At 71.2% G+C, this 12531-nt stretch carries 9 protein-coding genes; 6 read left to right on the top strand and 3 right to left on the bottom strand.

The window, feature by feature from the left end:
* The first annotated feature begins 77 nt into the window (after positions 1-77).
* On the top strand, positions 78-641 hold the full coding sequence (locus ACIO1C_RS01370) for an inositol oxygenase family protein (protein WP_401857081.1): 564 nt from the start codon (positions 78-80) through the stop codon (positions 639-641).
* 55 nt (positions 642-696) lie between these two features.
* Here ACIO1C_RS01370 and ACIO1C_RS01365 read toward each other — a convergent pair whose 3' ends face one another.
* A complete protein-coding gene (locus ACIO1C_RS01365; RefSeq protein ID WP_401857079.1) occupies positions 697-1176 on the bottom strand; it encodes a hypothetical protein in 480 nt (159 codons plus the stop codon).
* A 360-nt stretch (positions 1177-1536) separates the two neighbouring features.
* On the opposite strand from ACIO1C_RS01365, the gene ACIO1C_RS01360 reads away from it, so the two are divergent.
* The 3 genes from ACIO1C_RS01360 (at position 1537) to ACIO1C_RS01350 (ending at position 5788) form a co-directional block, all read left to right on the top strand.
* Positions 1537-3087, top strand: a complete 1551-nt coding sequence (locus ACIO1C_RS01360; protein WP_401857077.1) for an alkaline phosphatase D family protein — start codon at positions 1537-1539, stop codon at positions 3085-3087.
* 230 nt (positions 3088-3317) lie between these two features.
* On the top strand, positions 3318-4748 hold the full coding sequence (locus tag ACIO1C_RS01355) for a M20/M25/M40 family metallo-hydrolase (RefSeq protein WP_401857075.1): 1431 nt from the start codon (positions 3318-3320) through the stop codon (positions 4746-4748).
* 107 nt (positions 4749-4855) lie between these two features.
* The gene (locus ACIO1C_RS01350) at positions 4856-5788 is read left to right on the top strand and encodes a LysR family transcriptional regulator (protein ID WP_401857074.1); all 933 of its coding nucleotides are present in this window, start codon (positions 4856-4858) and stop codon (positions 5786-5788) included.
* Positions 5789-5890: 102 nt separating this feature from the next.
* Here ACIO1C_RS01350 and ACIO1C_RS01345 read toward each other — a convergent pair whose 3' ends face one another.
* Positions 5891-7480 carry a FadD7 family fatty acid--CoA ligase gene (locus ACIO1C_RS01345; RefSeq protein WP_401857072.1) on the bottom strand — a complete coding sequence of 530 codons (1590 nt, stop codon included), beginning with the start codon at positions 7478-7480 and terminating at the stop codon, positions 5891-5893.
* Positions 7481-7748: 268 nt separating this feature from the next.
* On the opposite strand from ACIO1C_RS01345, the gene oxc reads away from it, so the two are divergent.
* Positions 7749-9500 carry an oxalyl-CoA decarboxylase gene (oxc, locus tag ACIO1C_RS01340; RefSeq protein ID WP_401857071.1) on the top strand — a complete coding sequence of 584 codons (1752 nt, stop codon included), beginning with the start codon at positions 7749-7751 and terminating at the stop codon, positions 9498-9500.
* 57 nt (positions 9501-9557) lie between these two features.
* Positions 9558-10814: a formyl-CoA transferase gene (gene frc, locus ACIO1C_RS01335; RefSeq protein WP_401857069.1), complete on the top strand. Its 1257-nt coding sequence runs from the start codon at positions 9558-9560 to the stop codon at positions 10812-10814.
* 127 nt (positions 10815-10941) lie between these two features.
* Here the strand turns inward: frc and ACIO1C_RS01330 are convergent, their stop codons facing one another.
* On the bottom strand, positions 10942-12375 hold the full coding sequence (locus tag ACIO1C_RS01330; RefSeq protein ID WP_401857067.1) for a PQQ-dependent sugar dehydrogenase: 1434 nt from the start codon (positions 12373-12375) through the stop codon (positions 10942-10944).
* Positions 12376-12531 lie beyond the last annotated feature (156 nt).

Raw genomic sequence — 12531 nt, 5'->3', positions numbered from 1 at the left:
GTTCACCACTTCGTGATCTGCTCGGCAGCGCGACGGCAGGCATTCCAGGACGGGAACAGCACGGGAAAGGGCCACCCATGGCTGCGAACTCGGTCGACGAGCTGATGGATCTCCTCCACGCGAGCCGGGGCGCCTGGGACACCCCGGACCGCACCGGCGATCCCGTCGACCTCCACGACCACGCCTTGCAGACGGCCGCGCTGCTGCGCCGGCGCCGTCCCGCCGACAAGGAGCTCCAGATCGCCGGCCTCGTGCACGACCTGGGCCGGCTGCTGGTTCCCGGCGACGAGACGGGCCACGCGGATCTCGCGGCGGACGCGGTACGCCCCCTGCTGGGCGTCCGGGTCGCCCGGCTCGTCCAGCTGCACGTACCCGCCAAGCGCTACCTGGCGGCGGTCGAGCCCGGCCGTCCCCTGTCCGGGCACAGTGCGGCCACGCTGCGGCTCCAGGGCGGCCCGATGACCCCGGCGGAGGCGGCCGCGTTCGCGCGGGACCCCTTGGCGGAGGACGCCGTGACGCTGCGTCAGGCCGACGACGAGGGCAGGGCCGTCGGCGTGGACGCGGGGGTGATGGAGGACTGGCGGCCGGTGCTGGAGTCGGTGGCCGCCGCGACCGCCCACTACTTCGCGGACACGCCCTAGGTGATCAATACACCTAGGGCGTGTCCACACAGTGGAGCCGCCGTCCGGACCCCGCTCAGATCCGGTGCCCGTGCTCCCGCCCGTACGTGTCCCGCTCGGGCGGCGGCCAGGTGGGGGCGCCCGCGGCGAGCGCGTCGTCTATCTCCCGGACCGTGTCGTGGTTGTAGACCTCCGCCACCTGACGTACCAGCAGCAGGGCCTCGGTCACGGCCGGTTCGAGCGGGCGGTCCGTGCGGCTGATCCCGGCGGGGAGGTTGCCGAGGTTACGGGCGCTGCGGAGCTTCCAGCCGGCCTTCGCGTCGAGGCCCGCGGTGGCGAAGCCGAGAGCGGAGGCCATCGTGACGGCCGCCTCCGAGGCGCCCGCCGTGAGAAGGGCGAGCCCGGCCTCGTGCTCGACGGCCGTCCCGGGGGCGGTGAGCGTACGGCAGGAGGTCTCGGCCTCCTTGAACAGATGGCGCGCCTGTTCGAGCAGGAGAACCGCCCAGGCGAGTTGGGCGACATCGGCGTACGGGGGCGGCGTGCCTGGCATCTCCATCACGGGCTCCCTGAGGTCGGCTGACTCCGAGCGTAGGGAGCCGGAGCCCCCGGCGGGAGTGATTTCGCTCAGAGCAGCTCGAACAGGGCGGATCGACACCCCTCGGGCGGCAACCGTGGCCGGATCCGGCCGTCGCCGGGACGCGCCCGAGCGCCGACCCTCCCGAGGCGCCCGGCGGCCCGATCCGTGGCACTCAGGTGAATCCGTTGGTACTCCTGGGGTATTCATTCCGTCCGAATTGAGCTGATACGACGTCAGTGGACACTCTTGTGTCACGGTCCGGCCGGGTGAAATTGGGTGCCTGTGTCTGTGGACCTGACACCTTCTCCGCGGCTATGCCGCAATGAGAAGGGAACCCCCATGCCCGAACTCGCCCGCCGCCGCCTGCTGATGGCCGGTGCCGCCACCGCCGGCGCCGTCGCCACCGGACAGTTGCTGACCGCTCCCGCCGCCCGCGCGACCGGAGTCTCCCGTCCCGCCTACGCCCCCCTGCCGGACGGCCTGTTCACGCTCGGTGTCGCCTCCGGAGACCCGCTGACGACCTCCGTCGTCCTGTGGACCCGGCTCGCCCCGGACCCGCTCAACGGCGGTGGCATGCCGGACAGAACGGTGCCGGTCCGCTGGCAGGTGGCCCTGGACGAACGGTTCCGTACCGTCGTCCGGCAGGGCACCGCCGTCGCCTCGCCGTCGCTGGGGCACAGCGTCCACGTGGACGTGCCAGGCCTGAGCGCCGGCCGGCAGTACTGGTACCGCTTCCGGGCAGGCTCGCAGCTCTCCCCCGTGGGGCGCACCCGCACGGCCGCCGCGAACCCCTCCACGCTGCGCGTCGCCCTGGCCTCCTGCCAGAACTGGCAGAACGGTTACTTCACGCCGTACGCGGACATGCGACGGCAGGACCCGGACGTCGTGGTCTTCGTCGGCGACTACATCTACGAAAGCGCCCCCGCCGCCTCGGCCGTACGCCGCCACGAAGGCACCGGGGAGCCGGTGGACCTGGTGGGGTACCGCAACCGCTACGCGCAGTACAAGACGGACCCCGACCTGCGGGCCATGCACGCGGCCGCCCCGTGGATCGTGACCTTCGACGACCACGAGGTCGACAACGACTTCGCCGGGGAGATCCCGCAGGACCCGGGCAAGCAGCCGCACGACGCCTTCGTGGCCCGGCTGACCGCCGCCTACCAGGCGTTCTACGAGCATATGCCGGTCAGGGCGTCGGCCGTGCCGAACGGCCCGCACATCCAGATGTACCGGCGCTTCGACTTCGGACAGCTGGTCCGGCTCAACGTGCTGGACACCCGGCAGTTCCGCAGCGACCAGGCCGTCACGCACGCGGGCGCCCAGGACCCGTCGCTGACCATGCTGGGCGCGGAGCAGAAGCGCTGGCTGCGGTCCGGGCTCAGCACCTCGCGGGCCCGCTGGAACGTGCTCGCCTCGCAGATCATGATGGCGGAGACCGACATCCTCGCGGGCCCCGGCAAGGAGTGGTACTACGACGCCTGGGACGGCTACCAGGTAGAGCGCAACGATCTGCTGGCCCGCTTCCGGAACGTGCAGAACCCGGTGGTGCTCAGCGGCGACCGCCACCTGACGATGATCAGCGACCTGAAGCGGGACTACGCCGATCCGAAGTCGGCCGTGGTCGGGGCCGAGTTCGTGGGGACGTCCATCAGCTCCAACGGCGACCAGAGCGTGGCGGCGTTCGACGCGCAGTGGGATCCGCTGCGCGCCGACAATCCGCACTGGAAGTTCATCGACTGCCACCGCGGCTACCACCTCTTCGACATCGGGACGAAGGGCATCGACGCGCAGGTGCGGACGGTCGGCACGGTCCTGCGCCCGCAGTCGCCGTCGGTGGCGCTGGCCCGGCTGCGGGTGGAGTCGGGGCGGCCGGGGGTGACGAAGGCCTGACACGCGGGGGACGACACGCGCGTGACGACATCCGGGGGATCCCGTGCGCGGGACGACACGCGCGTGACGACACGCGGCGGGGGGCCGGGGCGGGTCCGTGGAGGGACCGCCCGGCCCCCTCCGGGGCGGCCTTGTGATCCGTTGTTCTGTCCATGACCATGGAGCGCCAGGTCCTGCCCTACGCCCCTCGCGTACCGGCAGACCCACCCGCATCCGTGGAAGGGACCGTCATGCCCCAGCACCCCACAGGGACGCCCCGCAGGACCGTACTGTCGTCCGCCGCCGCCGTCGCGGCCGGAGCGGCCGTCGCCGCCTCGGCCCCGTCGGCGAGCGCGGCCGGATCCGGCGGGCGGGAGGCGGGCGGCCGGCCCGCCGCGACCGTCCAGCACCCCGACCGGGAGCTGCGGGAGCTGCTCAAGGAGGTCGACCGCGACCGGATCGAGGCGACCGTGAGACGCCTCGCCGCCTTCGGGACCCGCCACACCCTGTCCACCCAGGACGACCCCGAGCGGGGCATCGGCGCCGCCCGGGACTGGATCCACGCCGAGCTGAAGCGGTACGCCGCGGCCTCCGGCGGCCGGATGACCGTGGAGCTCCAGTCGTACGTCCAGGAACCCGCCTCCCGGATCCCGGTGGCCACCCGCATCACCAACGTGGTCGCGACGCTGCGCGGCGCGGTCGACCCCGGGCGGGTGCACGTCGTCTCCGGGCACTACGACTCCCGCGCCACCGACGTCATGGACGCGACCGGCGACGCGCCGGGCGCCGACGACGACGCCTCCGGGGTCGCGGTGGCCATGGAGCTGGCGCGGGTGATGGCGAAGCGCCGTCCCGCCGCCACGATCGTCTTCGCGGCCGTCGCGGGCGAGGAGCAGGGCCTGTACGGATCGACGTACCTGGCCGAGAGTTTCAAGGCCGCCGGTGCGAACGTCCAGGCCATGTTCACCAACGACATCGTCGGCAGTTCCCGGGCGGACGACGGCACCCGCGACCCGTACACCGTGCGGCTCTTCGCGGAGGGCGTGCCCACGTCCGAGACCCCGCAGCAGGCCGACACCCGCCGCTCGGTCGGCGGCGAGAACGACTCGCCGAGCCGCCAGCTCGCCCGGTTCGTCCGCGACGTCGCGGACAACGACGCGACGGGCATGAACGTCCGCGTGGTCTACCGCCGCGACCGCTACCTGCGGGGCGGTGACCACATCCCGTTCCTGGAACGCGGCTACGCGGCGGCGCGCTTCACCGAGCCGGCGGAGGACTTCGCGCACCAGCACCAGGACGTGCGGGTCGTGGACGGCAAGCAGTACGGCGACCTGCCCGAGTTCTGCGACTTCGGGTACATCGCCCGGGTCGCCCGGGTCAACGGCGCGGTGCTGTGGACCCTCGCGCAGGCCCCCGCGGCCCCGCGCGGGGTCAAGATCGTCACCAGCGCGCTCACCAACGACACCCAGCTGGTCTGGGACCCGGGCACGGAGCCGGACCTGGCGGGGTACGAGGTGGTGTGGCGCGAGACGACCGCGCCGGAGTGGACCGCCGTGATCACGGTGGGTACGGCGACGAGTCATACCGTGGACCTGTCGAAGGACAACGTCTTCTTCGGCGTCCGGGCGGTGAACCGGGCGGGCCGGCGCGGCCCGGTGACCTTCCCCGTACCACAGCGCTGATACCGGCCACGGACTCTGCCCGGGCGGACGCGGAAGGGTGACGTCCGTTCGGGGCCGGGTAGAGTTCGTGACCGCTGGTCAGCGGGCCAGGCAGGGAGGAGTCGCTGATGCTGTTCCGTCAGCTGGAGTATTTCGTGGCGGTGGCCAGGGAGAAGCACTTCGCCCGGGCGGCGGAATCCTGCTACGTCTCGCAGCCCGCCCTCTCCGCGGCGATCGCCAAGCTGGAACGGGAACTGAACGTCACGCTCATCAACCGGGGGCACAACTACGAAGGCCTCACCCCGGAGGGCGAGCGGCTCGTCGTCTGGGCCAAGCGGATCCTCGCCGAGCAGGACGCGTTCAAGGCCGAGGTGGCGGCCGTCCAGTCGGGCATCACCGGGACGCTGCGGCTGGGGACGGAACCGACGGCGTCGACCACCCTGGCGCTGCCGGTGGCGGCGTTCTGCGGGGCGCATCCCCTGGCGAAGGTGCAGGTCCAGTCCCGGCAGTCGGCCAAGGAGCTGCACCGCCAGCTCCGCGAGTTCGAGCTGGACGCGGCGATCGCGCACTTCGCGCCCGACGACCGGGAGAGCCTCCAGGTGGTGCCGCTGTACCAGGAGCGGTACGTCCTGCTCGCGTCCGGCGACCAGCTGATGCCCCAGAGCGACACCATGACGTGGGCGGACGCGGCGCAGCTGCCGCTCGCGCTGCTGACGCCGGACATGCGCATCCGCCAGCTGATCGACCGGGTCTTCGCCGAGAACGGGGTCGTGGTGACCCCGCAGGTGGAGACGGACTCGGTCGCGTCCCTCTACGCGCACGTGGGCGTCGGCGAGTGGGCGAGCATCGTGCCGCACACCTGGCTGCGTGCCATGCCGGTGATCGGCAGGCCGCGGGCCGTCCGGCTGGTGGCCCCGGACGCGCGGGCGCAGATCTCGGTGGCGATCCACGCGGCGACGCCGGGCTCGATCGCCGCGCGGGCGTTCGTGAACGCGGCCACGGAGCTGTCGCTGGACGCGTTCTTCGACCAGTCGCTGCCGGGCGAGCACCGCATGCGGTGAGGCCGGGTCGGCCGGAGCCTCGGGGCAGCGCCCGTACAGGCCGTCAGTGCCGCCCGTACAGGTCGTCAGTGCCCGTACAGGCTGCCAGTGGCCGTACAGCTGTCAGTGGCCGTACAGGCTCTCCACCGCCGGCCGGTCCAGGCCGCCCTTGGCCGTGTGCGGCAGCGAGCCGACGACGTCGAGCCGGTCGGGCACCTCGGAGGCGGGCAGCCGGTTGCGGCAGTACTGGAGGATCTCGGGCCCGGTGGACTCGCCGTCGCTCACGACCACGACGGCGCCCATCCGCGGCCCGTTCCCCTCGTCGGGCAGGGCGAAGACGGCCGCCTCGGTGACCCCGGGGCACCCCGCGAGGATGTCCTCGACGTGCTCGGGCGAGATCGTCGTACCACCCCGGCTGATGAGGTTCTTGATGTGCCCGGTGAGGAACAGGTATCCGTCCTCGTCCAGCGAGCCCAGGTCGCCGGTGCGGAACCAGCCGTCGGTGAAGCCGCGCGCCGTCTCCGCCGGGTCGCCCAGGTAGCCGCGCGCGACGGTCGGGCCGTGCACCCACACCTCGCCCTGGGTGCCGACGGGGCAGGGCCGCCCGTTCCGGTCAAAGATCCGCAGGTCCACCCCGGTCGACCGGCCGACGGAGCCGTGCTTGAGGAACCCCTGCTGCGGCAGCGGTTCGCTGGTCGCCTGGTGCGTGGACTCGGTCATGCCGTACGCGGAGAGCAGCGGTGCGCCGAGCGTGCGCTCCAGCGCCCGCTGGGTGGCGGTGTTGAGCGGCGCGCTGCAACTGCGGACGAACTTGAGCGGCGCGAGGCTCGGGCCCGGGTACTCCGTCGCCGACCGCTCCAGGAGAATCTCGTGGACGGTGGGCGCCGCGGTGAACCAGGAGGCGGACACGGCCCGTACGTCGTCCCAGAAGGTCGGCGCCGAAAAGCCGCCGCGCTCGGGCAGCAGGACACACCCGCCGCTGGCCAGCGTGGCCAGGAGCCCCGCGAAGAGGCCGTGTCCGTGGAAGAACGGCATCACCGCCACGGTCGCGTCCCCGGGACCCAGCTCGTAGGTGGCGCAGATGTCCCGCACGGACGCGGCCACGTTGGCGTGGGTCAGCGGGACCATCTTGGCCTGGTCGGTCGTGCCCGCGGTGAACAGGACGAGGCTGTCGTGGTCGGTCAGCTCCCCGGCCGCGCCCCGCACCCGCCGTACCAGAGGTGCGCCGGTGTCGAGGCCGGCGGACGCCGTCCCGGCGCGGGGGACGTCCACACGCAGGGTCCACGCCGGTACGCCGGCCGCCGCGACCGGTGCGGCGTCGGCGGCGGGCGGCCCCGCCAGGATCGCCTGCGCGCCCAGCGCGTCGAGCCGCGCGGACATGTCGGGCCCGGGCAGGGCCGGGTCGACCGGGGCGGCCACCAGGCCGGCCCGCGCGGCGCCGAGCAGCGCGACGACGAACTCGGCGGTGTTGGCGCAGACGACGGCGACCGCGTCCCCCCGGCGCAGCCCGGTGGCCCCCAGGCCTCCGGCGACGTCGTCGGCCAGGCTCGCGAGGGCGCCGTACGACAGGGGCACCCGGTCCGCGCCGGCGACGAGCGCCCGGGCCCGGGGACGGTCACGTACCTGCCGGTCGAGGAGATCTGTGAGTCCTGTGATCGTTGGGGGCCGATACCGGTTCTCGTCGCGCACGGATGCTGCGGTCGGAACCGCCATGACCACCCCCTCCTCGACCAGGCCTGTGTGAAGACGTCAGGTAGCGAGCCTGCGCGGGCGCGGGGTGCCCGTCCAATACGCGATGGCGAACAGCCGATAGCGCAGGTCTATCAACCCAGGCCGAGGGCCGCCCGCCCCGCCTGTAGAGGCCATCGATAAATGCTGTTTATCGGCTGGTCGCCGATAGGTGTTGGACGGGACGTCCCCCGCTGCCGAAGGTGTGATGAGAAGCCGAACAGGCATGCCTGCCCAAGGAGGACCCCGGACCATGACCGCCCCTTCCGCACCGGAGACAGCGGCGACCGCCGACGCTCGGGACGAGCTCACCGACGGGTACCACTTGGTCGTCGACGCGCTCAAGCTGAACGACATCGACACGATCTACGGGGTCGTCGGCATCCCGATCACCGACTTGGCCCGGCTCGCGCAGGCGCGCGGCATCCGCTACATCGGCTTCCGCCACGAGAGCAACGCCGGACACGCGGCGGCCGCGGCCGGTTACCTCACGAAGAAGCCCGGTGTGGCCCTCACGGTATCCGCGCCGGGCTTCCTCAACGGGCTCGTCGCGCTGGCGAACGCCACCACCAACTGTTTCCCGATGGTGCAGATATCGGGTTCCAGCGAGCGCCACCTCGTCGACCTCAAACAGGGCGACTACGAGGAGATGGACCAGCTGGCCGCCGCGCAGCCGTTCGTCAAGGCCGCGTACCGCGTGAGCCGCGTGGAGGACATCGGGCGCGGTATCGCCCGCGCCCTGCGCACCGCGATCTCCGGGCGCCCCGGCGGTGTTTACCTCGACATCCCCGCCGCGGTGCTCGGGTCCATCATGGACAAGGAGACGGGCGACAAGACGCTGAGCCGTCTCGTCGACCCCGCGCCGCGCCAGCTGCCCGCGCCCGAGGCCGTGGACCGTGCGATCGAACTGCTCGCGGGCGCCGAGCGCCCCCTGGTCCTCCTCGGCAAGGGCGCCGCGTACGCGCAGGCCGACGACCAGGTACGCGAGTTCATCGAGTCGACGGGCATCCCGTACGTACCGATGTCGATGGCCAAGGGCCTGCTGCCCGACAACCACGTCCAGTCGGCCGCGACCGCCCGTTCGCTGGCGCTGAAGAAGGCCGACGTCGTGGTGCTCGTCGGAGCGCGCCTGAACTGGCTGCTGAACCACGGTGAGGCGCCGTCGTGGAACCCGGACGCGAAGTTCATCCAGATCGACATCGAGGCCAAGGAGCTGGACAGCAACCAGCCCATCGCCGCCCCGCTCGTCGGAGACATCGGTTCGGTCCTGGAGGCGATCGCCGAGCGCACCAAGCCCGGCCAGATCACGGCTCCCGCCGCCTGGCGCGAAGAGCTGGCGGCCCGCTCGGCGACGAACGTCGCGAAGATGGCGGAGCGCCTCAAGGCCGACCCGTCGCCGATGCAGTTCATGGGCGCCCTCAAGGCCGTACGGGACGTCCTGCACGCCAACCCGGAGGCGTACCTCGTCAACGAGGGTGCCAACGCGCTGGACATCGCGCGCAACGTCATCGACATGCACGTGCCGCGCCACCGCCTCGACAGCGGTACCTGGGGCGTCATGGGCATCGGCATGGGTTACGCGATCGCCGCGGCCGTCGAGAGCGGCAAGCCGGTCATCGCGGTGGAGGGCGACAGCGCCTTCGGCTTCAGCGGGATGGAGCTGGAGACCATCTGCCGGTACAACCTCCCGATCGTCACCGTCATCATGAACAACGGTGGTGTCTACCGCGGTGACGACGTCAACCCGCTGGAGACCGACCCCTCGCCGACGACCCTGATGCTCGCGGCGCGCCACGACAAGATGATCGAGGCGTTCGGCGGCAAGGGCTACCGCGCCACCACGCCCGCCGAGGTCACCGCCGCGCTCAACGAGGCGCTCGCCTCGGGCGGCCCGGCGCTCATCGACTGCGAGATCGACCCCTCGGCCGGCACGGAGAGCGGCCACATCGCGCACCTCAACCCCAAGGGCATCACCGTCGGCAACATCACGCCGGCGAAGAAGTAACTGCCACCGCACCGCACTGCCCACCGCACCGAGTTCATGACACAGAAGGAAGCAAACATGAGTGACAAGCCGCTCGCCGGAATCAAGGTGATCGACTTCACCGGGGTCCAGGCCGGGCCCGCGTGTACACAGATGCTCGCCTGGTTCGGAGCTGACGTCATCAAGGTCGAGCGCCCCCAGGGCGGCGACGTGACCCGCGGTCAGCTGCGTGACATCCCGGAACTCGACGCGCTCTACTTCACCATGCTGAACAGCAACAAGCGTTCGCTGGCGATCAACACCAAGACCGCCGAGGGCAAGGAGGTCATGGAGAGGATGATCCGCGAGTCGGACATCCTCGTCGAGAACTTCGCCCCGGGCGCCCTGGACCGCATGGGTCTCGGCTGGGACCACATCCACGAGCTCAACCCCCGCCTGATCTTCGGTTCGGTCAAGGGCTTCAACGACGACTCGTCGTGGTCCGACCTGAAGGTGTACGAGAACGTCGCGCAGGCCGCCGGTGGCGCCGCCTCCACGACCGGTTTCTGGGACGGCCCGCCGACCATCAGCGGTTCGGCGCTCGGTGACAGCAACACCGGTATGCACCTGCTGATCGGTCTGCTCACCGCGATCATCCAGCGCGACAAGACCGGTCTCGGCCAGAAGGTCTCGGTGTCCATGCAGGACGCCGTACTCAACCTGACCCGTGTCAAGCTCCGTGACCAGCAGCGCCTGGAGAAGGTCGGCTACCTGGAGGAGTACCCCCAGTACCCGGCGACGGAGTTCGGCGACACGGTGCCGCGCGGCGGCAACGCGGGCGGCGGTGGCCAGCCGGGCTGGATCCTGAAGTGCAAGGGCTGGGAGACCGACCCCAACGCCTACATCTACTTCACGATCCAGGAGCAGAACTGGAAGCGGACCGCCGAGGCCATCGGCCGGCCCGAGTGGGTGGACGACGCGGAGTACAGCACGCCCAAGGCGCGTCAGCCGCACATCTTCGAGATCTTCGAGGAGATCGAGAAGTGGCTGGCCGACAAGACCAAGTACGAGGCCGTCGACATCCTGCGCAAGTGGGAGGTGCCCACCGCTCCCGTGCTCAGCATGAAGGAGCTGGCGGAGGACCCCGACATGCGCAAGAGCGGCACCATCGTCGAGGTCGACCAGAAGCTCCGCGGCAAGTACCTGACCGTCGGCAGCCCGGTCAAGTTCTCCGGTTTCAAGCCCGACATCCAGGGCGCGCCGCTGCTCGGTGAGCACACGGACGAGGTGCTCGCGAGCCTCGGGTACGACGAGGACGCCATCGCGAAGCTGCGCGAGGGCAAGGTCGTCGCCTGACGCGAACCCCGTCGTCCTGGCTGAACATCACAGCGGCCTGACTGACTGGACATCACACCAGAAGGCGGTACCGGAATTCCTCCGGTACCGCCTTCGTGCTGGGGTGGCCGGCTGTGGGGGTGGCCGGTCAGCCGATCGTGACGCGGAAGATCCGGTCCGAGCCCGGTCCCTGTCCCCCGTTCGCGTCGGCGTTGGTGGTGGCGAGCCACAACTGGTCGACGCCCGGGGCCTTCAGGACGGTTCGCAGCCGCCCGTACGTGCCGATGTAGTACGCCGTGGCGGTGCCGACGTTCTCCGTGTCACCCGTGATCGGGATCCGCCACAGCCGTTCGCCGCGCAGCGAGGCCATGTAGAGGACGTTGCGGACGATCGTGATGCCGCTGGGCGAGGCCTCGGCGGTGCTCCAGGTCTTCTTCGGATTGGTCGTGCCGGCGACGTTGCAGGTGCCCTCGCAGGTCGGCCACCCGTAATTGTTCCCGGACTTGATCAGGTTGAGTTCGTCGGTGGTGGACTCGCCGAACTCGGAGGCCCAGAGGCGGCCGTTGCGGTCGAAGGCCATCCCCTGCGGGTTGCGGTGGCCGTAGCTGTAGACGTACGAGCCGAACGGGTTGCCGGGAGCCGCCGCGCCGGTGGTGGTGAGGCGCAGGATCTTGCCGTTGAGGGAGTTCCTGTCCTGCGCGAGGGCGGGCTGCTGGGCGTCGCCGGTGGACGCGTAGAGGAAGCCGTCGGGGCCGAAGAGCAGCCGTCCGCCGTTGTGGTAGCGGTTCTTCTGGATGCCCCGGAGCAGGACGGTGTAGCCGCTGAGGGTGGTGCCGTTGTACGTCATGCGGGCGACGCGGTTGCCCTCGGAGGCGGTGTGCATGAAGTACACGTACCGGTTGGTGGCCCAGTTCGGGTCGACGGCGACGCCGAGCAGTCCGCCTTCGCCGCCGGTGGTCACCGTGTTGGGCACGGTGCCGACCTCGGTCCTGGTGCCGGTGGGGGTGACCTTGAAGACCTTGAAGGTGTCCCGCTCGGTGACCAGCGCGGAGGTGCCGTCCGGCAGCCAGTCCGTGCCCCACGGGACGGACCAGCCGCTGGAGAGGGCGGTGGGGGTGCCGGGGACACCGCCGTCCGCCTGGCAGGCGGTGGTCGAGAAGGACACGGATCCGCCGGCGGGCGACGCGTTGCCGGCCGCGTCCTTCGCGACGACGGACAGGGTGAAGGGCGCGTTGCAGGCGAGTCCGGTCAGCGTGGTCGAGGTGGCGGGCGGGGTGCCCGTCAGGGTTTTGAGTACGGTGCCGCCGCCACGGATCTCGTACGCCACCACGCCGGTGTCGTCCGTGGACGGGCCCCAGCGCAGGTTCGCGCCGGTGGAGGTGATGCCGCTGACGGCCGGGGTGCCGGGGGCCGTGGGTGGCAGTTCGGCGGGCGCCGCCGGGTGATTGGTCCCGGCCTCCGGGCGGACGGTGGCGGCGCCCGCCGGACCGGACAGGGCGGGCAGGCCGAACAGCATTGTGGTCGCGAGGGCGGCGATGGCCGCGCGCGCGATCTGTTTCCTGCGGGGTTTTCTGGACCTCATGAGCCGTACCTGCTTTCCTGATGTGGGGGTTCAGGAGTGAACGGTGGGGCTGGGAACCGCTCTCACCGGACGCGCATTCATGTGGGTGAATCGCGTTCAGTCGCATGCGCCATCGAGCATGGCCGCTCGGCGGACGACGGTCAATGGCCCGGACTT

The organism is Streptomyces sp. NPDC087420, assembly GCF_044744165.1.
In the GTDB taxonomy this organism is placed as follows: domain Bacteria; phylum Actinomycetota; class Actinomycetes; order Streptomycetales; family Streptomycetaceae; genus Streptomyces.
Note: the sequence above shows the minus strand (reverse complement) of the source record. Positions and strands in the feature narration are given on the sequence as shown.